General features: G+C 74.1%; 24 protein-coding genes and 1 pseudogene. 17 read left to right on the plus strand and 8 right to left on the minus strand.

Annotated elements, in window-relative coordinates; genetic code table 11:
• Window positions 1–56: 56 nt before the first annotated feature.
• Entirely contained in the window at window positions 57–1436 is a 1380-nt protein-coding gene (locus OOK41_RS05805; protein WP_266263221.1) for an MFS transporter, read from the minus strand.
• Window positions 1437–1587: 151 nt separating this feature from the next.
• Here OOK41_RS05805 and OOK41_RS05810 point away from each other — a divergent pair, with 151 nt between their 5' ends.
• Window positions 1588–2355, plus strand: coding sequence for a phosphoglyceromutase (locus OOK41_RS05810; RefSeq protein ID WP_117664959.1), 768 nt, complete (start codon window positions 1588–1590; stop codon window positions 2353–2355).
• Window positions 2356–2415: 60 nt separating this feature from the next.
• Here the strand turns inward: OOK41_RS05810 and phoU are convergent, their stop codons facing one another.
• Window positions 2416–3069 carry a phosphate signaling complex protein PhoU gene (gene phoU / locus OOK41_RS05815; protein ID WP_117665062.1) on the minus strand — a complete coding sequence of 218 codons (654 nt, stop codon included), beginning with the start codon at window positions 3067–3069 and terminating at the stop codon, window positions 2416–2418.
• 212 nt (window positions 3070–3281) lie between these two features.
• Here phoU and OOK41_RS05820 point away from each other — a divergent pair, with 212 nt between their 5' ends.
• Window positions 3282–4589 (plus strand): cell wall metabolism sensor histidine kinase WalK, encoded by a 1308-nt coding sequence (locus OOK41_RS05820; protein WP_266263222.1) that lies wholly within the window; start codon window positions 3282–3284, stop codon window positions 4587–4589.
• 14 nt (window positions 4590–4603) lie between these two features.
• On the plus strand, window positions 4604–5287 hold the full coding sequence (locus OOK41_RS05825; RefSeq protein WP_117664961.1) for a response regulator transcription factor: 684 nt from the start codon (window positions 4604–4606) through the stop codon (window positions 5285–5287).
• A 46-nt stretch (window positions 5288–5333) separates the two neighbouring features.
• On the opposite strand, the gene OOK41_RS05830 is transcribed toward OOK41_RS05825, so the two are convergent.
• Both OOK41_RS05830 and OOK41_RS05835 read right to left on the minus strand, forming a co-directional pair.
• Window positions 5334–6008 (minus strand): response regulator, encoded by a 675-nt coding sequence (locus OOK41_RS05830; RefSeq protein ID WP_117664962.1) that lies wholly within the window; start codon window positions 6006–6008, stop codon window positions 5334–5336.
• Window positions 6005–7642: an ATP-binding protein gene (locus tag OOK41_RS05835; protein ID WP_266263223.1), complete on the minus strand. Its 1638-nt coding sequence runs from the start codon at window positions 7640–7642 to the stop codon at window positions 6005–6007. The genes OOK41_RS05830 and OOK41_RS05835 overlap by 4 nt, the downstream gene beginning before the upstream one ends.
• Before the next feature lie 105 nt (window positions 7643–7747).
• Here OOK41_RS05835 and OOK41_RS05840 point away from each other — a divergent pair, with 105 nt between their 5' ends.
• Genes OOK41_RS05840 through rraA form a run of 6 tightly spaced genes read left to right on the plus strand, consistent with a single transcriptional unit; the run spans window position 7748 to window position 13065 of the window.
• Window positions 7748–8752, plus strand: a complete 1005-nt coding sequence (locus tag OOK41_RS05840) for a tripartite tricarboxylate transporter substrate binding protein (protein ID WP_243639039.1) — start codon at window positions 7748–7750, stop codon at window positions 8750–8752.
• Between the two features lie 5 nt (window positions 8753–8757).
• Window positions 8758–9429, plus strand: a complete 672-nt coding sequence (locus OOK41_RS05845; RefSeq protein ID WP_266263224.1) for a tripartite tricarboxylate transporter TctB family protein — start codon at window positions 8758–8760, stop codon at window positions 9427–9429.
• Window positions 9429–10934 (plus strand): tripartite tricarboxylate transporter permease, encoded by a 1506-nt coding sequence (locus OOK41_RS05850; protein ID WP_117664965.1) that lies wholly within the window; start codon window positions 9429–9431, stop codon window positions 10932–10934. The genes OOK41_RS05845 and OOK41_RS05850 overlap by 1 nt, the downstream gene beginning before the upstream one ends.
• The gene (locus OOK41_RS05855) at window positions 10931–11323 is read left to right on the plus strand and encodes a universal stress protein (protein WP_266263225.1); all 393 of its coding nucleotides are present in this window, start codon (window positions 10931–10933) and stop codon (window positions 11321–11323) included. Before OOK41_RS05850 ends, OOK41_RS05855 begins: the two co-directional genes overlap by 4 nt.
• Window positions 11324–11368: 45 nt before the next feature.
• Window positions 11369–12541, plus strand: a complete 1173-nt coding sequence (locus tag OOK41_RS05860; protein ID WP_266263226.1) for an MFS transporter — start codon at window positions 11369–11371, stop codon at window positions 12539–12541.
• Window positions 12542–12579: 38 nt separating this feature from the next.
• Window positions 12580–13065, plus strand: a complete 486-nt coding sequence (rraA, locus tag OOK41_RS05865; protein WP_266263227.1) for a ribonuclease E activity regulator RraA — start codon at window positions 12580–12582, stop codon at window positions 13063–13065.
• A gap of 58 nt (window positions 13066–13123) precedes the next feature.
• Here rraA and OOK41_RS05870 read toward each other — a convergent pair whose 3' ends face one another.
• Window positions 13124–13930 (minus strand): hypothetical protein, encoded by an 807-nt coding sequence (locus OOK41_RS05870; RefSeq protein ID WP_266263228.1) that lies wholly within the window; start codon window positions 13928–13930, stop codon window positions 13124–13126.
• Window positions 13931–14004: 74 nt separating this feature from the next.
• On the opposite strand from OOK41_RS05870, the gene OOK41_RS05875 reads away from it, so the two are divergent.
• The gene (locus OOK41_RS05875) at window positions 14005–14949 is read left to right on the plus strand and encodes a Ppx/GppA phosphatase family protein (protein ID WP_117664969.1); all 945 of its coding nucleotides are present in this window, start codon (window positions 14005–14007) and stop codon (window positions 14947–14949) included.
• A 75-nt stretch (window positions 14950–15024) separates the two neighbouring features.
• Complete coding sequence (locus OOK41_RS05880; RefSeq protein WP_207892583.1) at window positions 15025–15831, plus strand: sugar phosphate isomerase/epimerase; 807 nt, start codon at window positions 15025–15027, stop codon at window positions 15829–15831.
• Window positions 15832–15886: 55 nt separating this feature from the next.
• Here the strand turns inward: OOK41_RS05880 and OOK41_RS05885 are convergent, their stop codons facing one another.
• The 3 genes from OOK41_RS05885 to OOK41_RS05895 are packed head-to-tail and all read right to left on the minus strand — an operon-like array spanning window position 15887 to window position 17922.
• Window positions 15887–16459 (minus strand): CGNR zinc finger domain-containing protein, encoded by a 573-nt coding sequence (locus OOK41_RS05885; RefSeq protein ID WP_117664970.1) that lies wholly within the window; start codon window positions 16457–16459, stop codon window positions 15887–15889.
• Window positions 16460–16478: 19 nt separating this feature from the next.
• Window positions 16479–17645: a glutathionylspermidine synthase family protein gene (locus OOK41_RS05890; protein ID WP_117664971.1), complete on the minus strand. Its 1167-nt coding sequence runs from the start codon at window positions 17643–17645 to the stop codon at window positions 16479–16481.
• Window position 17646: 1 nt separating this feature from the next.
• A complete protein-coding gene (locus OOK41_RS05895; RefSeq protein ID WP_243639042.1) occupies window positions 17647–17922 on the minus strand; it encodes a hypothetical protein in 276 nt (91 codons plus the stop codon).
• 107 nt (window positions 17923–18029) lie between these two features.
• Between OOK41_RS05895 and OOK41_RS05900 the strand changes: the two genes are divergently transcribed.
• The 6 genes and pseudogenes from OOK41_RS05900 to OOK41_RS05920 all read left to right on the plus strand — a co-directional run bounded on the left by OOK41_RS05900 (window position 18030) and on the right by OOK41_RS05920 (window position 22500).
• Window positions 18030–18950: a proline dehydrogenase family protein gene (locus OOK41_RS05900; protein ID WP_266263229.1), complete on the plus strand. Its 921-nt coding sequence runs from the start codon at window positions 18030–18032 to the stop codon at window positions 18948–18950.
• Between the two features lie 102 nt (window positions 18951–19052).
• Complete coding sequence (locus OOK41_RS05905) at window positions 19053–20357, plus strand: hypothetical protein (RefSeq protein ID WP_266263230.1); 1305 nt, start codon at window positions 19053–19055, stop codon at window positions 20355–20357.
• Between the two features lie 19 nt (window positions 20358–20376).
• Window positions 20377–20619, plus strand: a pseudogene (locus tag OOK41_RS31875) (hypothetical protein); the annotation flags it as partial.
• Between the two features lie 156 nt (window positions 20620–20775).
• Window positions 20776–20985 carry a helix-turn-helix domain-containing protein gene (locus tag OOK41_RS05910; protein ID WP_117664974.1) on the plus strand — a complete coding sequence of 70 codons (210 nt, stop codon included), beginning with the start codon at window positions 20776–20778 and terminating at the stop codon, window positions 20983–20985.
• Window positions 20986–21204: 219 nt separating this feature from the next.
• Window positions 21205–21306 carry an AURKAIP1/COX24 domain-containing protein gene (locus tag OOK41_RS05915; RefSeq protein WP_007465623.1) on the plus strand — a complete coding sequence of 34 codons (102 nt, stop codon included), beginning with the start codon at window positions 21205–21207 and terminating at the stop codon, window positions 21304–21306.
• A 120-nt stretch (window positions 21307–21426) separates the two neighbouring features.
• Complete coding sequence (locus OOK41_RS05920; RefSeq protein WP_266263231.1) at window positions 21427–22500, plus strand: NAD-dependent epimerase/dehydratase family protein; 1074 nt, start codon at window positions 21427–21429, stop codon at window positions 22498–22500.
• Window positions 22501–22650 lie beyond the last annotated feature (150 nt).

The following is a 22650-nucleotide window of genomic DNA, read 5'->3' on the forward strand; positions in this document are numbered from 1 at the left end:
ACTCTTCCGGCGTAGACGGTAGGAAGCCGGGGCCCGGCGCGCCAGCGTGTCCCTGGTCACCGGGCCGGTGCGGCCCGGCGGTCCCGGTCGGGCTGCGGGGCGTACCCGTCGGTGGCGGGCCCGACCGGCTCGGCGGGCGCGGTGGCCGCGGCCTCGGCCGCCTGCGGCGCCGGGGGCCGGACGACGGTGGCCGGCTCGACCGGCGCGGCCGGCGGGCGCAGCGCGGCGGCCCGCCGCTCCCGGGCCGGGCCGGAGACCAGGTGGGCGACCGCCATCACCGCGCCGATCGCCGCGCAGCCCAGCCAGAGCGCGCCGTTGCCGGCCTGCTGCCGGACCAGGCCGCCGAGCAGCGGGGCGGTGGCCCCGGCGAGCTGCCAGGACAGCGAGAACACCCCCTGGTACCGGCCGCGCAGGTCGGCGGGGGAGAGTTCGGCGATCAGGGTGGAGTTGGACGGCGAGTTGAGCATCTCGCCGACGGTCCAGACCAGCACGGTCAGCGCGTAGAACCAGGCGACGTCCGCGAACGCGGTTAGCCCGAAGCCGGCCCCCATCACCAGGGCGGCGAGGGCGAGCACGTGCGAGCGGCTGCGCCCCCGGATCAGCCGGGGGACGAAGAGTTGCCCGGCCACGATCAGCACCCCGTTGAGCGCGATCACCGTGCCGTAGGTCGACGGGCTCAGACCGTCGTCGCCCATGGCGATCGGCAGCATCGAGATGTGCTGGAGGAAGACCAGCGCGCCGAGCAGGTTGAGCGCGACGAAGCCCAGGTACACCCGGTCGGTGAGGATGGTGCGCAGCGCGCCCCGGGGGCGGGCCGCCCCCGGGGCGGGTCCGACCGCGCCGGCCGGGACCCGGGTCTCCCGCACCTTGACGAAGATGACCACGGCGGTGGCCAGGGTGGTGGCCGCGTCGATCACGAACAGCAGCAGGTAGCTGGCCTCGGCGGCGAGCCCGGCGAGGATCGCGGCGCTGGCGAAGCCGAGGTTGATCGCCCAGTAGTTGAGCGAGAATGCGCGCAGCCGGTCCCGCTCCGGGACCACGTCGATCATCATGGCGCCGAACGCCGGCCGGGCCGCCTCGGCGAACAGGCCGAGCAGCAGCGCGCCGACGGCGACCGCCCAGAGTTCCCGGGCGAAGCCGAGGGTGAGCATCATGCTCGCCGCGCCGAGGTGGGCGGTGAGCAGCGTCGGCCGCCGGCCCCACCGGTCGGCGAGCGTCCCGCCCAGCGTGGTGCCGACCGCGCCGCCGACGCCCCAGAGGCTGAGCACCAGGCCGGCCGCGAGCTCGTCGAAGCCGCGCTCCTGGGTGAGGTAGATGGCCAGGAAGACCAGGACGAACGAGCCGAGCCGGTTGATCAGGGTGCCGGTCCACAGGTACCAGAAGGTCCTCGGCAGCCCGCCGGTGGTGTCCCGGAACCAACCCCGCATCGTCCGCACCCTCGCGCCCCCGCCTCGGTAATGACCGATCTAATTAAAGCGCCTTACAATCTAGTCCTGGCCGTGATCGCGGGTCATCAGCTTTTCCACGTGGTGGTCGTCACCACCGGTCCCCGCGTGTCCGCCCGGGGCGTGCGGCAGGATGATCGGCATGACTGCGAGCGAAGGGCCCACCATCGGGACGCTGGTCCTGCTGCGGCACGGCGAGAGCGACTGGAACGCGAAGAACCTCTTCACCGGCTGGGTCGACGTCGACCTGACCGCCAAGGGCGAGGCCGAGGCGCGGCGCGGCGGCGAGCTGCTGCGCGAGCACAGCCTGCTGCCGGACGTGGTGCACACCAGCGTGATGCGCCGGGCGACCCGCACCGCCGAGCTGGCGCTGAACGCCGCCGACCGGCACTGGATCGCGGTGCGCCGGTCATGGCGGCTCAACGAGCGCCACTACGGCGCGTTGCAGGGAAAGAACAAGAAGCAGACCCTGGACGAGTACGGCGAGGAGCAGTTCATGCTCTGGCGCCGGTCGTACGACACCCCGCCGCCGCCGATCGCCGACGATGACGAGTGGTCGCAGGTCGGCGACCCCCGGTACGCGCTGCTGCCGACCGAGCTGATGCCGCGCACCGAGTGCCTCAAGGACGTCGTCGAGCGCATGCTGCCGTACTGGTACGACTCGATCGTGCCGGACATCCTGGCCGGCCGGACGGTGCTGGTGGCCGCGCACGGCAACTCGCTGCGCGCCCTGGTCAAGCACCTCGACCAGATCGGTGACTCCGCGATCGCCAAGCTGAACATCCCGACCGGCATCCCGCTGCGCTACGACTTGGACCCGCAGCTTCGCCCGCTCACCCTGGGCGGGACGTACCTCGACCCGGCCGCCGCCAAGGCCGCCGCCGCCGCAGTCGCCAACCAGGGCCGCTGACGGCGTGCGGAGGGCCCCCGCCGACGCCTCGTGCGCGGCGGGGGCCCCTCCCGACCCGGCTCACTCGGCCGACGCGGCGGACTCCCCGGTGATCAGGTAGACGACGTGCTCGCCGGCGTTGACCACGTGGTCGGCGAACCGCTCGTAGAAGCGGCCCAGCAGGGTGGCGTCGATCGCCGTCTCCACCCCGTACGGCCAGTCGTCGCCGAGCAGCACCGCGAACAGGCTCTTGTGCAGGTCGTCCATCGCGTCGTCGTCGCGGTCCAGCTCGGCGGCGACGTCGGCGTCGGGCTTGGCCAGCACCATGCCGATCTTTTCGGCCATCCGGTCGGCGATCGACGCCATGTCGGTGAAGACCGGCCGCAGCTCCGCCGGGACCGCCGGGGACGGGTGCCGGCGCAGGGCGGTCTTCGCCACGTGGTCGGCCAGGTCGCCCATCCGCTCCAGGTCGGCGGCGACGTGCAGGGCGGTGATCATGGCCCGCAGGTCGGAGGCGACGGGCGCCTGGCGGGCGAGCAGGTCGCAGACCCGCTCCTCGACCTGGCGGTAGAGCTCGTCGATCTCGGCGTCCCGCTCGATCACGGTCTCGGCCGCCTGGCGGTCGGCGGTGAGCAGGGCGCGGGTGGCCTGGCGCATGGCGGCGCGGATGGCCTCCGCCATGTCCACCAGCAGCTGGCTGACGATCTGGAGGTCGGCCCGGAACTCGTCGCGCATCATCACGTCCTGTGGTCGGTGGTCGCCGGCCCGGTCGGTCGGGGCGTCGGCGCAGGGGCGGGCAGGTGCGCGCCCACCGTAGGCCGGGGGAGATGCCCGGAGGTGAACGCCGGTGAACGACGCGGGACCGAGGAGTGAACATTGCCGGAAGCGAGAGCGTTTCATCCCGTTTGTAGCGTTCTTCAGGTGAACAATGACCCTACGATCGCCGGGTGGAATGGGCGGTGACGGCGGCGGTGGTCGTGGCACTGGTGGCCGGGCTGGCCATCGGGGCGCTGCTGCCCCGGTTCGTGGAGGCGTGGCGTCGCCGCGGCCCGGCCGTCGGGAGCAGCGGGTTCGGCCGCCTGCTTGGGACCAGGGGGAGGCCCGTGATGGTCGACGTTCAGCAGACCGGCCTCTCCAGCCTCGGCCGCCGGACGGTGGACTCGCTGCGCGCCGGCGTCGTGGTGCTCGACCCCGACGACGTGCCGGTCCTGGTCAACCCGGCGGCCCGGGCGATGGGGCTGCTGCGCACCGGCGCCACCCCCGGCACGATCGCCGCCCACCCGCTGATCCGTACCCTGGCCGGGCAGGTGCGCCGCACGGGCGTGCGGCGCGAGATCGAGCTGGACCTGCCGCGTGGCCGCGACAACGCCGGCCCGGGCCCGCTCGGCGTGCACCTGCGGGCGATGGCGATCGGCGGCGGGCACGTGGCCGTCGAGGCCGCCGACGTCACCGAGTCGCACCGGCTGGCCCGCGTCCGCCGGGACTTCGTGGCCAACGTCAGCCACGAGCTGAAGACCCCGATCGGGGCCCTGCAACTGCTCGCCGAGGCGCTGCTGGACGCCACCGAGCCGGCCGGCGCGGCGGCCCTCGACCTCTCCGAGGACCTGGTCGCCGCGCGCCGGTTCGCCGAGCGCATCCAGCACGAGTCGACCCGGCTGGGCCGGCTGGTGCAGGAGCTGCTGGAGCTGACCCGGCTCCAGGGGGCCGAGCCGCAGCCCGCGCCCGAGCCGGTCGCGGTGGACTGGGTGGTCGCCGAGGTAATCGATCGCACCCGCACCAGCGCCGCCGCCCGCCGGGTCGAGGTGGCCACCGAGGGCGAGCGCGGGCTGACCGTGTACGGCAGCGACTCCCAGATCGCCACCGCCGTGGCCAACCTGGTGGAGAACGCCATCAACTACTCGGGCGAGGACACCGAGGTCCGGGTCACCACCCGGGGCGACGGCGAACACGTCGCGATCTCCGTGGCCGACCAGGGGATCGGGATCGCGCCGACCGACGTCGAGCGGATCTTCGAGCGCTTCTACCGCGCCGACCAGGCCCGGTCCCGGGCCACCGGCGGCACCGGGCTGGGCCTGGCCATCGTCAAACACATCGTCAGCAACCATGGCGGCCGGGTCGAGGTGTCGAGCACTCTTGGTGGTGGGTCGACGTTCACCCTCCGGCTGCCCGCCCGTCCGCCGGACGACCTCCTGCCGACACCGCCGTCCGGTGGGATCGAGGCCGGCCCGGCCGATCTCCGGCAGGTCCGACCGTAATGAAAGGAACCCCGTTGAGCCGCGTTCTGGTGGTCGAGGACGAGGAGTCGTTCTCCGACGCCCTGTCGTACATGCTCCGCAAGGAGGGCTTCGAGGTCTCGGTCGCGGACACCGGCCCGGCCGCCCTCACCGAGTTCGACCGGACCGGTGCCGACATCGTGCTGCTCGACCTGATGCTGCCCGAGATGTCCGGGACCGAGGTGTGCCGGCAGCTCCGCCAGCGCTCGCACGTGCCGATCATCATGGTCACGGCCCGGGACAGCGAGATCGACAAGGTGGTCGGCCTGGAGATCGGGGCCGACGACTACGTCACCAAGCCGTACTCGCCCCGAGAACTGGTCGCCCGGATCCGGGCGGTGCTGCGCCGGCAGAGCCCGGAGGTGGCCGAGTCGGGCGCGCCGACCCTGGCCGCCGGCCCGGTGCGGATGGACATCGAGCGGCACGTGGTGACCGTGGCCGGGAGCGCCGTCCAGCTTCCGCTCAAGGAGTTCGAGCTGCTGGAGCTGCTGCTGCGCAACGCCGGCCGGGTGTTGACCCGCGGGCAGCTCATCGACCGGGTCTGGGGGGCCGACTACGTCGGCGACACCAAGACCCTGGACGTGCACGTGAAGCGGCTGCGCTCGAAGATCGAGCCGGAGCCGTCCGCGCCGCGGTTCATCGTCACCGTCCGCGGCCTGGGCTACAAGTTCGAGCCGTGACCAGCCCGGGGGCCGCGCCCGGGGCCCCGCCGCCGGCGGAGACCGGTCAGCCGTTCCAGCAGTAGCGCCGCTCCGGCCGGCCGGCGACCCCGTAGCGCAGGCTCACCTCGGCCCGGCCGGTCTCCGTGAAGTGCTCCAGGTAGCGGCGGGCGCTGACCCGGGAGATCCCGATCCGGTCGGCGCACTCGGCGGCCGACAGCGTGCCGGAGTGCTCCCGCAGCGCGCGCCCGACCAGTTCGGCGGTCTCGGGGCTGAGGCCCCGGGGCAGCGCCGAGGTGGGGATGTGCGCGCCGGTGCGGGACAGCACCCGGTCGACGTCGGCCTGGTCGCTGACCACGGCGGCCCGCAGCGAGTTGCGCCGGGCGGCGTACTGCTCCAGCCGGGTCCGCAGCTCGTCGAACCGGAACGGCTTGAGCAGGTAGTTGACCGCGCCGTACCGGACGGCGCGGCGGACCGCCTCGGCCTCCCGGGCGGCGCTGATCACCAGTACGTCGCAGTCGTGCCCGGCGGCGCGCAGCCGGGTCACCACGTCCAGGCCGAACATGTCCGGCAGGTACAGGTCGAGCAGCACCAGGTCGGGGCGCAACTCGTCGACCGCGGCCACGGCCTGCTCGCCGGTGCTCGCGGTGCCGACGACCCGGAAGCCCTCGACGCGCTCGACGAACCCGCGGTGGATCCGGGCCACCATGAAGTCGTCGTCCACGACCAGCACGCCGATCATCGGACCCCCTCCGCGACACCGGTCACCGACATCCGGGCGGTGAACATGGCGCCCTCCTCGGTGTTCGTCACCGCGACCTCGCCGCCGCGACGCTTGCACACCAGCCGGGTGAGCGCCAGCCCGATCCCGCGTTCCCCGCCCCGCGCCGCCTTGGTGGTGAAGCCGTGGGTGAAGACCTCCTGGGCGAGTTCCGGCGCGACCCCCGGACCGCAGTCCCGGACGACGATCTCGACCGACGACGCGTCCCGGCGCAGCTCGACCTCCACCCAGGCCGGCCCGTCCGCGCCGCCCGCCCCGGCCGCGCCGCCCGCCACCGCCTCCACCGCGTTGTCGACCAGGTTGCCGAGCACGGTGGCGACGTCCACGGCCAGCTCCGGCTCCAACCGGTCCAGGCCGGTCCGTTCGGAGATCCGCAGCTCCACCCGGCGCTCGGCGGCCACCGCCGACTTCGCCATCAGCAGCGCGGCCACCGCGGTGTCGTGGATCCGGCTGGTGACCGTCAGGTCCAGCGACGCCCGGTGCCGGCTCAGCGCGTCGACGTACCGGACCACCTCGTCGTGCTCGCCGATCTGGATCAGGCCGGAGATGGTGTGCAGCTGGTTGGCGAACTCGTGGGTCTGCGCGCGGAGCAGCTCGGTACTGCTCCGGAACGACCCGATCTCCCGCTCCAGCCGGGCCAGCTCGGTACGGTCCCGCAGGGTGGTGACCGAGCCGAGCCGCCGGCCGTCCTTGTCCACCGTCATCCGGTTCATCACCAGCACCCGGCCGGCCCGGACCACCACCTCGTCGCGGGCCTCCGGGCCGCCCGTGCCGGCCAGCACGTCCCGCAGCCGGCCGGAGATCCGCAGGTCGGCCAGGCTGCGGCCGAGGCACTGCTCGGGCAGGTCCAGCAGCCGGCGGCCGACCTCGTTCACCAGCGTGACCCGCTGGTGCAGGTCCAGCGCGATCACCCCCTCGGCGATGCCGTGCAGCAGCGCCTCCCGGTGCTCGGCCAGCCCGGCGATCTCCCGGGGCTCCAGGCCCAGGGTCTGCCGCTTGATCCGCCGGGCCAGCAGCCACGACCCGGCCACCCCGAGCAGGCTGGCGATGCCGAGGTAGGTGAACAGGTACGACGACGCGCCGACCAGCCGCTGCGACCAGGTCGGCGACGCCTCCCCGATCACCACCACCCCGAGGTGGCGGCCGAGGTTCTCCTCCCCGGCGCCGAGCACCGGCACCTGGGCCACCAGCTCGCGGGACCCGCCGACCGCCAGCTCGCCCGACCAGCTCCGGCCCTGCGCCACCCGGGGGTCGCCGAGCACGATCGGGGTGCCCACCAGGGTGGGGTCGGTGGAGCTGACCACCCGGCCCCGGGCGTCCGCCACGGTCACCGAGGTCACCCCGGACTGGGTCCGCGCGTTCTGCACCAGCGGGGCGACCAGCTCCGCCGGGGCCGGGCGGTCGAGCCGGTCGCGCAGCAGCGGGTTGCCGGCGAGCTGTTCGCCGAGGGCGGCCACCCGGCGGCCCTCGACCCGGTTGAAGGTGGCCGCCGACTGGGCCAGCGACACGGCGGCCACGGCCACCAGCACGACGACGATGATCGCGAGCTGGAGGACCAGCAACTGCCCGGCCAGGGTACGGCGGGGAGTGACCACGACCACAAAGACCTCAATCTCCGCTGGTGACAGAAGCGAGACGGCGAGCCGGCCCGGAGGCCATCATCTTGCCGCCGGACTCCTTCGAAACGGAAGAGAAACATGATGGCAACTCGGAGAAACATGCTGGTCATGGGCGTCGCCGCCGCCACGGCGCTGGCGCTGGGCGCCTGCGGAGCCACCGCGGGGAAGGACGAGGGCGGCTCCGGCGGCGACGGGCCGGTCGCCGGCCTGCGGATCATGGTGCCGAACACCCCGGGCGGCGGGTACGACACCACCGCCCGCACCGCCGCCAAGGTGCTGGAGGACGCGAAGATCGCCACCGGGGTGCAGGTCTTCAACCTGCCCGGCGCGGGCGGCACCGTCGGCCTCCAGCGGACGGTGAACGAGAAGGGCAACGGCAAGCTCGCCATGCAGATGGGGCTGGGCGTGGTCGGTGCCTCGTACACCTCGAAGTCGTCGGCGACGCTCACCCAGACCACCCCGCTGGCCAAGCTGATCGAGGAGGCCGGCGCGATCGTGGTGCCGAAGGGCTCCCCGTACCGGACGATCGGCGACCTGGTCGCGGCCTGGAAGGCCAACCCGAAGGGCCTCGCCGTCGGTGGCGGCTCGTCGCCCGGCGGCCCGGACCACCTGCTGCCCATGCAGCTCGCGAAGACCGTCGGCATCGACCCCCGCCAGGTCAACTTCGTCTCGTACGACGGCGGCGGCGAACTGCTGCCGGCCCTGCTCGGCGGCAAGGTGGCCTTCGGCGCCAGCGGCTTCGGGGAGTTCCTCGACCAGGTCGAGGCCGGCCAGCTCCGGGTCCTCGCGGTCACCAGCGAGGCGCCGATCGAGGCGCTCAGGGACACCCCGACGCTGAAGTCGTCCGGGATCGACCTGGTGTTCACCAACTGGCGGGGCATCGTCGCGCCGCCGGGGATCAGCGACGCCGACAAGCAGGTGTGGATCGACGCGCTGACGAAGATGCACGAGTCCGAGCAGTGGAAGGCCGAGCTGGCCAAGCGCGGCTGGACCGACGCCTTCGTCACCGGCGACGCGTTCGCCACCTTCCTCACCGAGCAGGACAAGTCGGTGGCCGACCTGCTCAAGCAGCTCGGGCTGGCGTGACCGGCATGACGACCCGACCGGACCGGGGCGGCGACCCGCCGCCCCGCTCGGCCGCCGTACGGTCGGTGCCGGAGCAGCCGGCGGCCCCGGCGGCGGAGGGCACGCCGGCCGGCCCGGCGGCGGGCTCGGACGCCCCGGCGGGCTCGGACGCCGGCCCGGACCACGCCGGCGCCGCGGCGACCCCGGCGGCGCGCCGCGGCGACCGGGCCCAGTACGGGGTCTGCGCGTTCCTCGCGGTGGTCGGCGGCCTGGTCATCGCGGACGCACTGCGCACCGGGCACGCGATCAGCACCGCCGACCCGATCGGCCCGAAGCCGGTGCCGCTCCTGCTCGGCGCGCTGCTACTGGTCGTCGCCGCGATCTACGCGGTGGACGTCGCCCGGGGCGGTCGTGGCGAGCCGGAGGCCGGCGAGGACGTCGACCTGACCACCCCGGTCGACTGGCGGACCGTGCTGTTGCTGATCGGCGCCTTCCTGGTCAACGCGGTGCTGATCGACCGGCTCGGCTGGGTGATCAGCGGGACGCTGCTGTTCTGGGGTTCGGCGTTCGCGCTGGGCAACCGGCACCACGTGCGCAACCTGCTGATCGCCGTCGCGTTGTCGCTGGTCACCTTCTACACCTTCGCCATCGGGCTCGGCGTCAGCCTGCCCGCCGGCGTGCTGCAAGGGATCCTGTGATGGACAACCTGGGCAATCTGCTAGACGGGTTCGCCAACGTGCTGACCCCGACGAACCTGCTGATCGCGCTGCTCGGCGTGACCATCGGCACCGCCGTCGGCGTGCTGCCGGGCATCGGCCCGGCGATGACGGTGGCGCTGCTGCTCCCGGTCACCTACGGGATGGAGCCCACCCAGGCCTTCATCATGTTCGCCGGCATCTTCTACGGCGGCATGTACGGCGGTTCCACGACCTCGATCCTGCTCAACACCCCCGGCGAGTCGTCGTCGGTGGTGACCGCGATCGAGGGCAACAAGATGGCCAAGGCGGGCCGGGCCGCGCAGGCCCTGGCGACTGCCGCGATCGGCTCGTTCGTCGCCGGCACCATCGCCACCCTGCTGCTGGTGGTGGTCACCCCGCCGGTGGTGTCGTTCGCGATCAGCCTCGGCGCGCCGGACTACCTCGCGCTGATGCTGTTGTCGTTCGTGGCGGTGACCGCGGTGCTCGGCGCGTCCCGGGTGCGCGGCTTCGCCTCCCTGCTGCTCGGCCTGGTCATCGGCACGGTGGGCATCGACGCGGTGAGCGGCCAGCAGCGGCTCACCCTGGGCATCCCGCAGCTCGCCGACGGCATCGACGTGGTCGTGGTGGCGGTCGGCATCTTCGCCGTCGGCGAGGCGCTCTGGATCGCCGCGCACCTGCGCCGCCGGGCCGCCGAGGTGATCCCGGTGGGCCGGCCGTGGATGGGCAGGCAGGACTGGAAGCGGTCCTGGAAGCCGTGGCTGCGCGGCACCGCGTACGGGTTCCCGTTCGGCGCGCTGCCGGCGGGCGGGGCGGAGATCCCGACCTTCCTGTCGTACGCGACGGAGAAGAAGCTCACCAGGCACCCGGAGGAGTTCGGCCGGGGCGCGATCGAGGGCGTCGCCGGCCCCGAGGCGGCCAACAACGCCTCCGCCGCCGGCACGCTGGTGCCGATGCTGGCCATCGGCCTGCCCACCAACGCCACCGCCGCGGTGATGCTGGCCGCCTTCCAGCAGTACGGCATCCAGCCCGGCCCGCTGCTGTTCGAGCGGGAGTCCGGCCTGGTCTGGACGCTGATCGCCAGCCTCTTCGTCGGCAACCTGCTGCTGCTCGTGCTGAACCTGCCGCTCGCCCCCGCCTGGGCGCGGCTGCTGCGGGTGCCGCGCCCGTACCTCTACGCCGGCATCCTCTTCTTCGCCTCGATGGGCGCGTACGCGGTCAACGCCTCGCCGTTCGACCTGTTCCTGCTGCTGACCCTCGGCCTGCTCGGGTTCGGCATGCGGCGGTTCGGGCTGCCGATCCTGCCGCTGATCGTCGGGGTGATCCTCGGCCCCCGCGCGGAGCTTCAGGGCCGGCGGGCGCTGCAACTCTCCGGCGGCGAGCTGTCCGGGCTGCTCGGCGGCTGGGTGTCCGGGCTGATCTACGCCGCGATCGCCGTGGCGCTGCTCTGGCCGCTGCTCGGCCGGTACGTCGTACGGCCCCTGCGTGAAAGGTTGGTGACCGGATGACCGTGCTGGTGGGGTACGTGCCCTCGCCGCTGGGCGAGGCGGCCCTGCGGGCCGCCGTGGAGCAGGCCCGGTTCCGCGACGAGCCGGTGCTGGTGGTGAACACCTCGCGCGGCGACGCCTACGTGGACCCGCGGTTCGCCCACGAGCCCGACCTGGACCGGGTGGTCCGCGAGCTGACCGCCGCCGGGGTGCCGCACGCGGTCCGGCAGCTGGTGCGCGGCCGGGACGCCGCCGAGGAGATCGTGGACATCATCGAGGCGGAGGACGTGTCGCTGGTGGTGATCGGCATCCGGCACCGCACCCCGGTCGGTAAGCTGATCATGGGATCCACGGCGCAGGAGATCCTGCTCCGGGTGCCCTGCCCCGTGCTCGCGGTGAAGGCCGGCTGAGTGGGACGGCCGCGTCGCCGGGGACTCCCCCGCTGAGGGGATCCCGTGCGCACCCAGGCGGGCCTGCTGCTCGCGCACACCGTCGTCGTGCAGGCGGTGACGTTCATGCTCCGGCCGGCGTCCGCGTACCGGGCGCTGGAACTCGACGTGCCGCCGGCCTGGCTGGGCGTGCTCGGGGCCAGCTTCGCCGTCGTGCCGCTGGTGCTGGCGGTGCCCGCCGGCCACGCCGTCGACCGGTTCGGGGAACGGCGGATCGTGCTGGTCGGCTCGGGCCTGCTCACCACCGCCGGCCTCGGCTTCGTGCTGCTCGCCGACACGGTCGCCGGGCTGGTGCTGGCCAGCATGGTTCTCGGCACCGGGCACCTCTGCGCCGTGGTGGGGCAGCAGGCCCTGGTCGCCAACCGCACCCCGGCGGACCGGTACGACGCCGCGTTCGGCTACTACACCTTCGCCGCCTCGCTCGGTCAGGCGGTCGGGCCCGGCCTGATCGTGGTCTTCGGCGGGGGACGGCCCATCCCCGACACCGGGGCCATCTTCCTCGGCGCGACCGCGCTGGCCGGGCCGCTGCTGGTCACCGCCGGGTTCCTCCGCCCGTCGGGGCACCACCGTCGCGCGGCCGGGCCGGGCGCCGGCGGGATGCCCGACCTGCTCCGCCAGCCGGGCCTGGTCCGCGCCCTGACGGTGAGCTGCGTCGTCCTGGCGGCGGTCGACATCACGCTGGTCTACCTGCCCGCCCTCGGCGCCGAGCGGGGCATCGCGGCCGGCTCGATCGGCGTGCTGCTCGGGCTGCGGGCGGTCGCCTCGATGGCCTCCCGGCTGCTGCTCGGCCGGCTGGTGGCCGCCGTCGGCCGGCGCCGGTTGCTGATCGGCACCGTCGCCCTCGCCGCGGGTGGCCTGGCGCTGCTGCTGCCGCCGCTGCCGTTCTGGGCGCTGGCGGTGGTGGTCACCGTCTCCGGGCTGGGGTTGGGTGCCGGACAGCCGCTGACCATGTCCTTCCTCGCCGAGTCCGCGCCGCCCGGCCTGCGCGGCCGGGCGATGTCGCTGCGGCTGACCGGCAACCGGCTCGGCCAGGTGCTGATTCCCAGCGTCGCCGGTGCGCTGGCGGCCGGGGCCGGGGCGGCCGGCGTGCTCGCCTGCACCGCGGCCGGCCTGGCCGGCGCGGCGGTCGCCGCCACCGGCCTGCACCGTCCACCCCCCACCGATCCGGTCGGCGGGTGAGCGCACCGTCCGATTCCCGTACGAGAGAAGGAAGAACCATGTCGACCCCTGCCACCGCCGACCTCTACGACCGGCACGGCGACGCGCTCGGCTCCTGCGACACCCAGCTCCGCCAGTACGGCGCGCTGCCCGCCTTCCACGGGCCGGCGGTCACCGTGCGCTGCTTCCAGGACAACGCCCTGATCAAGTCGGTGCTCGCCGAGCCGGGGGACGGCCGGGTGCTGGTGGTGGACGGCGGCGGGAGCCTGCACACCGCCCTGATGGGCGACCTCATCGCCGGGACGGCGGCGGGCAACGGCTGGGCGGGGGGGGTCATCAACGGAGCGGTCCGCGACGTGGCCGCCCTGGCGGCCCTGCCGATCGGGATCAAGGCGCTCGGCACCAACCCCCGCAAGAGCACCAAGACGGGGGCCGGCGAGCGGGACGTGCCGGTCTCGTTCGGCAACTGCACGTTCGCGCCGGGCGACGAGGTGCACAGCGACGACGACGGCGTCGTGGTGCTGCCGGTGAGCGGGCGGGAGTAGGCCCCCCGCCGGGCAGGTCGGGTGACGGGACGCGGCCTGCCCGGTCGGGGCAGGCCGCTCAGGCGCTGGCCGGGTGCGGGGCGACCTGGCCCTGGCGGAGCCGGGCCGTGCACAGCTCGGCGAGCTTCGCGTACGCGGGCATGCCGATCAGCGCGGTCAGCTCCGGCCCGTACGAGACGTACATCGGCTCGGTGCCGACGTGCGCGTCCGTCGACGAGGTGCACCACCAGTCCAGGTCGTGCCCGCCCGCGCCCCAGCCCCGCCGGTCGAACTCGGTCAGGGTGGAGATCAGCACCTTGGTGTTGTCCGGGCGCTTGTGCCACTCCTGGTCCCGGCGGATCGGGAGCTGCCAGCAGACGTCCGGCTTGTACTCCAGCGGATGCACCCCGTCGCGCAGCGCCTGGGCGTGCAGCGCACAGCCGCCGCCGGCCGGGAAGTCGGCGTCGTTGAGGAACACGCACGGGGCGTCGACGTCGCGGGTGGCGGTGCGTCGGGCCGGGTTCTTGCCGTCGATGGTGTCGTCGGAGGTCCAGTTCTTGAACCCCCGCCGGAAGTGCTGCCAGGTCTCCGGGGTGAGCCGCTTGACCGCCGCGCGGACCCGCTTCTCGTCGTCGGAGTCGGTGAAGAACGCGCCGTGCGAGCAGCAGCCGTCGGCGGCCCGGCCGGCGACGATGCCGTGGCAGCCCCTGCCGAACACGCACGTCCAGCGGGACAGCAGCCAGGTCAGGTCGGCGCGGACCACGTGCGTGGCGTCGGCCGGGTCGACGAACTCGATCCACTCCCGGGGGAAGTCCAGCCCGACCTCCCGGCTGCGCGGGTCGCCGGGGTCGCCGACCAGGACCTGGATCTCGATCTGGCTCGTCACTCGGCCCAGCGTACGCCCGGTCGCCCCGTCCCACCGGCGGGCCGCCGATCCGACCAGGCCCTAGTGTCTTCACCATGCGACTGGGAGTCCTCGACGTCGGGTCCAACACCGTGCACCTGCTGGTGGTCGACGCCCACCACGGCGCCCACCCCTGGCCCGCACACTCCGAGAAGGTGGTGCTCCGACTCGCCGAGCAGATCGGCCCCGACGGCGCGCTCACCGAGGCGGGGGCGGACGACCTGGTCAAGGCGGTGGGCATGGCCCGGGCCGCCGCCGCCGGGCTGGAGGCCGCCGACCTGATCGCGTTCGCCACCTCGGCCGTGCGCGAGGCCACCAACGCGCAGGAGGTGCTGGCCCGGGTGCGCGACGAGACCGGCGTACGGCTGGAGGTGCTCTCCGGCGCGGACGAGGCGCGGATGACGTTCCTCGCGGTGCGGCGGTGGTTCGGCTGGTCGGCCGGGCGGCTGCTGGCGCTGGACATCGGCGGCGGTTCGCTGGAGGTCGCCGCCGGCATCGACGAGGACCCGGACGTCGCGGTGTCCCTCCCGCTCGGCGCGGGCCGGTTGACCCGCGACCGGCTCCGGATCGGCCCCGACAGCGCGGCCCCGCCGTCCGCCGAGGCGGTGGAGGAGCTCCGGGAGTACGTCGACAGCCTGCTCGACCCGGTGGCGGAGAAGATGACCGAGGTGGGCTGGGAACGTCCGGTGGGCACCTCGAAGACGTTCCGCACGCTGGCCCGGCTGGCCGGGGCGGCCCCGTCCGGGGCCGGGCTGTGGGCCCGGCGCAGCCTGACCAGGGACGGCCTGCGGCAGGTGCTCGGCTTCGTCCGGCACATCCCGCCGCGGCACCTGTCCGAGCTGGAGGGGGTGAGCGTCGGGCGGGCGCACCAGCTACTGGCCGGGGCGGTGGTGGCCGAGGCGGTGATGCGCCGGCTCGACGTGCGGTCGCTGGACATCTGCCCGTGGGCGCTGCGCGAGGGGGTCATCCTGCGCCGGCTGGATCAGCTCACGCCGATGTGAGCAACCCTGACGTTACGGGGCGATTTGCGACCGCTCGTCACGATGCCGCAGCGGGGCAGGGCTACCCTGGCTGGTGTGACTACCCGCGTGCCGGTGCTCCTGTCCACTTCCTCGGTCTTCCCTGAGCGGACCGCGGCGGCGTTCCAACTGGCTGCGGCGCTCGGCTACGACGGCGTCGAGGTGATGGTCTGGACCGACGCCGTGAGCCAGGACGCCGGGGCGCTGCGCGGCCTGGCCGAGCACTACGGGGTGCCGGTGCTCTCCGTCCACGCGCCGTGCCTGCTGGTCACCCAGCGGGTGTGGAGCCCCGACCCGTGGGAGCGGCTGCGCCGGGCCGCCGAGCTGGCCGAGACGCTGGAGGCACCGACCGTCGTGGTGCACCCGCCCTTCACCTGGCAGCGGGACTACGCCCGGAACTTCGCCGACGGGCTGGCGACGGTCGCCGACCAGTTCGACGGCCTGCGCCTGGCGGTGGAGAACATGTACCCGGTGCGGATGGCCGGCCGGCAGTTCGTCCCGTACGTGCCGGGCTGGGACCCGACCGAGACCGGCTACCCGTCGTACACGCTCGACCTGTCGCACTGCGCCGCATCGCACACCGACTCGCTGGAGATGGCCGACCGGATGGGCGCCGCCCTGGCCCACGTACACCTCGGCGACGGCACCGGCGAGGGGCGCGACGAGCACCTGGTCCCGGGGCGCGGCACCCAGCCCTGCGCCGAGCTGCTCCGCTCCCTGGCGGGGCGGGGCTTCACCGGCTCGGTCGCCGTGGAGGTCACCACCCGGGGCGCGAGGAGCCGAGCGGTCCGCGAGGCGGACCTGCGGGAGGCCCTGGAGTTCGCCCGTGCCCACCTCACCGCCCCGTCCCCGGTCGACGCCTGACCCGCCCCGGCGCGGTCGGCTCCCGCCCGGAGTCGCCGACGGTCCGGCGGGCCGGTCAGCTCACCGGGGTGAGGGACTCACCGGCCGGCGCGGTGACCTGCTCGCCGATCGCCGCCCGCTTGCGGGCCCGGTGCGCGGCCACGTGCGAACGGGTCGCGCAGCGCTCCGAGCAGAACCGCCGGCAGCAGTTCGACGAGGTGTCCAGGTAGACGTTGCCGCAGCGCTCGTCGGCGCAGACCCCGAACCGGGCGCTGCCGTACTCGCAGAGCCAGACCGACAGCCCCCACACGGCGCCGGCCAGGTACTCCGCGCTCACCGACGCGCCCCGGCTGGTCACGTGCATGTGCCAGTCGCTGGAGTCGTGGCCGGAGATGCGCGGCTGCACCGGGTACGCCTCAAGCAGCGTGTTCAGCTCGGCCACCGCCTGGGCGTCCCGCCCGGAGGTGCCGTACTCGAAGACGTCGCGCAGGCGCTTCTGCGCCCGCCGGAAGATCGCGAGGTCCCGCTCCGCGACCTCGTCGCGCATCCACGCGTTGTCGTCGGGGAAGATGGCCCGCAGGTCGTCGAGGTCGTCCAGCCGGGCGTTGACGAGGTCAACCCCGGTCCGGGCGTACGCGTCGAAGTTCACGCCTTCAACCGTAGACGACTCAGGGGAGTCGCGGTGTGTCGATGTAGTGCGGCAGGAACCGGGCGTAGCCGTCGGTGATCAGACTCCGGCTCTCCCGCACCCCCGCGCCGGCCGGCTGCCCGTCGACGATCCAGCTGCCCAGCACCACGTGGTTGCCGTCGAAATCCGGCAGGGCCCGGAACTCCTGGTAGCAGAAGCCCTCGTCGCCGTAGATGCCCGGATTGGTGATCTCCTCGCCACCGGTGACGATCCGCACCGAGCCGCCCTCGCGGCCGAGCAGCGGCTTGGCGACGTACTCGGTCATCCCGCGCGGCGAGTCCAGGTACGCCGGCAGCAGGTACTCGTGGCCGGGGTACAGCTCCCACAGCACGGCGAGCAGCGCCTTGTTGGACAGCAGCAGCTTCCACGCCGGCTCGATCCAGGTGGTCGGGGTGCCCGGGTCCAGCGCCAGCGGGCCGTACGGCTCGGCGAGCATCCACTCCCAGGGGTAGAGCTTGAAGCAGGTGGTGACCGGCCGGTCGGCGGCGTCGACGAAGCGCCGGCCGTCCCAGCCGACGTCCTGGATCGGCAGCAGCTCCGCCGTGAGCCCGGCCTGCCGGGCCGTCTCGGCCAGGTACCCGGCGGTGATCTGGTCCTCGCCGGATTCCTCCTCGTTCGACCAGGCCACGTGCACCTGCTTGTCGTGCAGGTCGGCGCCGAACCTCGCCCAGGCGGCGACGAGCCGCTCGTGCAGGCTGTTCCACTGGTCCGCCTCGGGGCGGGTCTGCTCCAGCCAGTACCACTGGACGATGCTCGCCTCGACCAGCGAGGTGGGGGTGTCGGCGTTGTACTCCAGCAGCTTCGGCGGCCAGGTGCCGTCGTACCAGAGGTCGAAGCGGCCGTAGAGGCTGGGCGGCGCCTCGCGCAGCGACCGGGCCACCGCCTCGGCCGCCCAGGCGGGGATGCCCAGCTCGGCGTACCGGTTGCCGGCCACGATGTGCTCGGCGGCGGCGACGGACATCCGGTGCAGCTCCGCGGTCGCCTCCTCCAGCCGGAGCACCTCCTCCAGGCCGAAGGCGTACGCCGCGGTCTCGTCCCAGTACGACATGATCCCGCCGTCGGGCAGCTCGGTGTCGATGTACACCAGGCCCTGCGAGCGGACGGTGGCGTCCCAGTCCGGGCGGGGGGTGACCGCCTCGCGCCGCACGTCAGCCCCCGCAGGAGGCGAGGTGGGTGCCGAAGCCGCCGCGTTCGGGCACGGCGGCGGCGACCGGCCGCGGCTCGGCGCGGGTGGCGTCGGCGGCGGTGGTGGGCACGTGCATCGCCAGCGCCACGGTCGTCCCGCCGCCGGCCGGCCCGAGCGCGCAGTCGTCGTCATCGTCGTCGGAGGACATGTTGCAGCCGGAGAGGGTGAGCGCGAGGGCTGTCAGCGCGCCGAGCTGCACGGTGGCCGACCGGAGCCGGCGTCGGGGGCGTTCTTCCACGTGGATCGTTGTAGCTGATCCGCGCCACGTCGGCAGCCCCGGGGCGGGGGCGACGTACGATGCCCGCCCCCCGGCGCGGGGGTGACCCCGGGCGTTACCCTCGGCACATGCTCCGTTCCGTCATTCTTGCCGCCTCCCGGTCATCCCAGGTCGAGCGGCTCGTCGCGACGGCCCCGTTCACCCGGGACGTCGTCCGCCGGTTCGTCGCCGGCGCCGGCACCGACGACGCGTTGCGCGCGACCCGCGAACTCGTCGCGGACGGCCTCGCGGTCACCCTCGACAACCTCGGCGAGGACACCGTCACCCCCGACCAGGCCACCGCCACCCGGGACGAGTACCTGAGGCTGCTCAGGCTGCTCTCCGAGGCCGGGCTCACCCCGGCGGCCGAGGTCAGCGTGAAGCTCTCGGCGCTCGGCCAGATGTTCGACGAGCAGCTCGCGTACGACAACGTCCGGGCGATCTGCGCGGTGGCCCACGAGGCGGGCACCACGGTCACCCTGGACATGGAGGACCACACCACCACCGACTCGACGCTGGACGTGCTCGGCAAGCTGCGCAAGGACTTCCCGTCGACCGGGGCGGTGCTCCAGGCGTACCTGCGGCGGACCGAGTCGGACTGCCGGGAGCTGGCCTCGACCGGGTCCCGGGTGCGGCTGTGCAAGGGGGCGTACAAGGAGCCGGAGTCGGTGGCGTACCAGTCCGCCCGCGAGGTGGACAAGTCGTACGTGCGGTGCCTGAACATCCTGATGTCCGGCGACGGGTACCCGATGCTGGCCACCCACGACCCGCGTCTGATCGCCATCGGCGAGGACCGGGCCCGCTGGTTCGACCGGGGGCCTGACCGCTTCGAGTTCCAGATGCTCTACGGCATCCGGCCGGACGAGCAGGCCCGGCTGGTCGGCGAGGGCTACCGGGTCCGCACCTACCTGCCGTACGGCACCGACTGGTACGGCTACCTGATGCGCCGGCTCGCCGAGCGCCCCGCCAACCTGGCCTTCTTCGGCCGGGCCCTCGTCTCGAAGAAGTAGCCGGCCCGGTGCTCGTGCTGATGGGCACGGGGACCCGGCGGCGGGGCCGGCCGGCCGTGGCGGCGCTCGCCCGAACGGTCCGCAGGTCGTAACCTTCGCCGGGTGACCGACGGGTTGGACGGGTGGAACGAACCGCGGCGACACCGGCTCTGGCCGCTTCGGGTCGTCCTCGGCGTGGTCCTGACGATGCTCACCTGCGGCCTCCCGACCGTGCTGCTGATCGGCGTCCTGCACGAGGTCGCCGGCCGGCCCACGGTCGGCCGGCTCGGGCCCGCCGACGCGGCCGACCCCGCCACCCGGGCGGCGCGCCAGCTCGGCGAGCGGATCGCGGGGCAGCTCGACCGCCAGGCCGCCGCCCTGCTCGGCGGCGACCGGGCCGGGTTCCTCGCCGTCGCCGAGCCGGCCGCCCACCCCGCCCTCACCCGCCGGTACGCCGCCCTGCGGGCGCTGCGGGTCACCGTCTGGCGGCCCGAGCCGACCGGCCTGCCGGCCACCGTCCCCAGCCGGCCCGACGAGTGGCGGATCGTCGTCCGCTTCCAGTACTGCCTCGTGGTTCCCGGCTGCCGGCCGAGCCCGGTGCTGATCGGCACCCGGTGGCGGGACTCCGGCGGCGAGGTCCGGCTGGTCGCCATGGAGGAGTCCCGGTCCGCCGAGACCGGCACCCGGCCGTGGGAAATCAGCGAGCTGGTGGTCGCGGTCGGTCCGCGTACCGTCGTGGCCACCACCCCGGCGCTGCGCGGGAAGCTGCCCGGCCTGCTCCGCCAGGCCGAGGCGGCGGCCCGGGTCGCCGACGGGTACGCGGTCGCCGGCGCGCCGCCCGACCGGTACCGGGTCTTCTACGCCAGCCGCGCCGAGTGGCTGAGCTGGTACGGCGGCGGCCGGCCGAAGTGGACCGGCGGGTACGCCGTCACCGTCGGGGGCGGCCACCACGAGGTGGTGCTCAACGCCGACGGTCTCTCCGCCGCCGGCGCCGACGACCTGCTCCGGCACGAGCTGACCCACGCCGCGTCCCTGCCCGAGCGCGGGTACCCGGGCACGTCCACCTGGTGGCTGGTCGAGGGGATCGCCGAGTACGCGGGCGCCAGCGGCCAGCCGGTCGGCCGGTACGAGGGGCTGGCCGAGGTGCGTGAGCTGCTCGCCCCGGGCGGTGGCTGGAACGGCCGGCTGGACGCCCTGACGCCGGCCGACGACGCCCCCGCCCGGCGGGTCGGCGGCAGCTACGGCGTCGGGTACCTGGCCGTGCGCCACCTCGTCGACCGGTTCGGCGAGCAGCGGCTCCTCGCGTTCTTCAGGTCGGTGGTGCACGACCGGCGGTCGCCGGACGAGGCGTCCGAGCAGGCGTTCGGCGAGCCCTGGTCGGCGCTGCACGACGAGTGCGTCGGCTCCGCCCGGGCGGCGGCGGGCTGAGCCGACGACGGGTCCCGGGGCGGTCGGCGACGGCGGCCCGGCTCATGATCGACCGCTGTCCGGTCCCGACGGGGGACCTGAGACACTGTTCCCCGCTCCCAGCGCGGAGCCCCGGTCCGCGTCCGGAAGCGGATCGGGGCACCCGTCCGGTGGCTCCGGTGGCGCCGCCGGAGCCACCGGGCGCCTCCGCGCACCGTCACCGGGAACGGGGTGGTCGGCGGGGCGGGACGGCGGTCGCGTACGGGCGGAAAACGCCGGATGACCGGCCGGGAACGCCATCCGTCCATGATCAGTTACGGGAAGGGATCGCGCCGGTCACAGCCGTCCCGCTACCGTACTGGTAACACGCGCGTAGCCCGTCCTGGCGGGAGCATCCCGTCCGGCGGCACGCGCCGGGCATGGGATGGGTCGGTGAGCCATGGCCGGGTCGCAGTCCGACGGTCGGCTGTCGGAGGTCAAGTTCCTCACCGTCGCCGAGGTGGCGTCGGTGATGCGGGTGTCGAAGATGACGGTCTACCGCCTCGTGCACAGCGGTGAGCTGACCGCCGTGCGGGTCGGCCGGTCGTTCCGGGTGCCCGAGCACGCGGTGCACGAGTACCTGCGGGGCGCCTTTCAGGAGACCGCCTGATCCGTCCCCGGCCACCCCGCCGAGTGCGACGTAACGGGCATCGACGGGGGCGCGTTGGTCCTGCTGACGCTCTCCGGCTACCCTGGACCGGACCGTGACCCGACACCGGTGCGCCCCGCCGTCCGCCAAGTGGTCCGGTCCATTGTCCGCAAGCGGTCGTCGACGCCACTGCGTGGTGTCACCCGGTCCGCCCCGCACGTTGCATCGAAAGGCTTTCGTATGGGCTCGGTGGTCAAGAAGCGCCGCAAGCGCATGGCTAAGAAGAAGCACCGCAAGCTGCTGCGCAAGACCCGCGTCCAGCGTCGCCGTCTCGGCAAGTGACCCGGGCCGGGCCCAGGCCCGGCACCGGCGTCGCTTGCCAACTGTCGACCCTCGGAGGGCTCAGGTGATCAGGCCGCGGTTGTCCCGGCTCGATCCTGCCTGCCGAGGTAGGTGCACGACATGACCCCCGGTGGCACCCCAGGTGCCCCGGGGGTGGTCGTCGTCACCGGGACCGGTCGCTACCTCGGCGCCCACGTCGCGGCCCGGCTCGCCGCCGACCCGCGGATCGACCGGGTGATCGGCGTCGACCCGGCCGCTCCGAACCCGGAGCTGGCCGGCCTGCTCGACGGCGTCGAGCGGATCCGGATCGACCTCGGCTCCCTCGGCGGCCTCCTCGCCGACCTCGACGTCGACGCCGTCGTGCACCTCGCCCTCGTCACCGCCCCCGACCCGCAGCAGGGCGGCCGGTCGGCGATGAAGGAGCAGAACGTCATCGGCACCATGCAGCTCCTCGCCGCCTGCCAGCGGGCGCCCAGGCTGCGCAAGCTCGTCGTCCGGTCGTCGACCGCCGCGTACGGGGCGTCGTTCCGCGACCCGGCGGTCTTCACCGAGGAGACCGAGCCGCGCGAGGTGCCGCGCGGCGGCTTCGGTCGCGACATCCTCGACATCGAGGGGTACGTCCGCGGCTTCCGCCGCCGCCGTCCCGACGTCACCGCCACCGTGCTGCGGTTCGCGCCGTTCATCGGCTCCACCGCCGACACCACGCTGACCCGGTACTTCTCCCAGCCGTTCGTGCCCACGGTGTTCGGGCGCGACCCCCGGTTGCAGTTCGTGCACTTCGACGACGCGCTGGAGGTGCTGCACCGCTCGGTCGCCGAGGACCACCCGGGGACGTTCAACGTGGCCGGGCCCGGCGTGCTCGCCCTGTCCCAGGCGATCCGGCGGGCCGGCCGGGTGGGCGTGCCGGTGCTCGAACCGGGCCTGTCCGGGGCCGCCGCGCTGGCCCGCAACCTCGGCTTCGGCCGGTACGGCCTGGACCAGGTCGACCTCTTCGTGCACGGCCGGGTGGTGGACACCTCCGCGCTGGAGCGCGAGTACGGTTTCACGCCCCGGTCCACCGTCGCCGCGTTCGACGACTTCATCCGCGCCCACCAGGGCGGTGTGGTGGTCACCCGCAGGCAGCTCGCCGCCGCCGAACGGGCCGTCCTCGACGGCATCCGCCAGGTGCGCGCGGCCGTCCGGGAGCAGCCGTGAGCCAGCCGGACGAGGAGCGCCGCCGCGCCGGGGCCAACGGCCGGTACGACGTACCGCTGGAGGTGGCCGGCTCGGACGCGGAGCCGGCGCGGCGCAACGGCCGGCACCCGGCCCCGGAGGCCGCCCCGGTTCCGGCCGCCGGGACCGCCC

The organism is Micromonospora sp. NBC_01655, from assembly GCF_026339755.1.
GTDB lineage: Bacteria > Actinomycetota > Actinomycetes > Mycobacteriales > Micromonosporaceae > Micromonospora.

Bases quoted from the DNA above. Each gene is read 5' to 3' on its own strand.
- OOK41_RS05810 (WP_117664959.1), top strand. From the start codon at position 1,588: ATGACTGCGAGCGAAGGGCCCACCATCGGGACGCTGGTCCTGCTGCGG.
- rraA (WP_266263227.1), top strand. From the start codon at position 12,580: ATGTCGACCCCTGCCACCGCCGACCTCTACGACCGGCACGGCGACGCG.
- OOK41_RS05855 (WP_266263225.1), top strand. From the start codon at position 10,931: ATGACCGTGCTGGTGGGGTACGTGCCCTCGCCGCTGGGCGAGGCGGCC.
- OOK41_RS05840 (WP_243639039.1), top strand. From the start codon at position 7,748: ATGGCAACTCGGAGAAACATGCTGGTCATGGGCGTCGCCGCCGCCACG.
- phoU (WP_117665062.1), bottom strand. From the start codon at position 3,069: ATGCGCGACGAGTTCCGGGCCGACCTCCAGATCGTCAGCCAGCTGCTG.
- OOK41_RS05910 (WP_117664974.1), top strand. From the start codon at position 20,776: ATGGCCGGGTCGCAGTCCGACGGTCGGCTGTCGGAGGTCAAGTTCCTC.
- OOK41_RS05915 (WP_007465623.1), top strand. From the start codon at position 21,205: ATGGGCTCGGTGGTCAAGAAGCGCCGCAAGCGCATGGCTAAGAAGAAG.
- OOK41_RS05850 (WP_117664965.1), top strand. From the start codon at position 9,429: ATGGACAACCTGGGCAATCTGCTAGACGGGTTCGCCAACGTGCTGACC.
- OOK41_RS05900 (WP_266263229.1), top strand. From the start codon at position 18,030: ATGCTCCGTTCCGTCATTCTTGCCGCCTCCCGGTCATCCCAGGTCGAG.
- OOK41_RS05875 (WP_117664969.1), top strand. From the start codon at position 14,005: ATGCGACTGGGAGTCCTCGACGTCGGGTCCAACACCGTGCACCTGCTG.
- OOK41_RS05845 (WP_266263224.1), top strand. From the start codon at position 8,758: ATGACGACCCGACCGGACCGGGGCGGCGACCCGCCGCCCCGCTCGGCC.
- OOK41_RS05830 (WP_117664962.1), bottom strand. From the start codon at position 6,008: ATGATCGGCGTGCTGGTCGTGGACGACGACTTCATGGTGGCCCGGATC.
- OOK41_RS05920 (WP_266263231.1), top strand. From the start codon at position 21,427: ATGACCCCCGGTGGCACCCCAGGTGCCCCGGGGGTGGTCGTCGTCACC.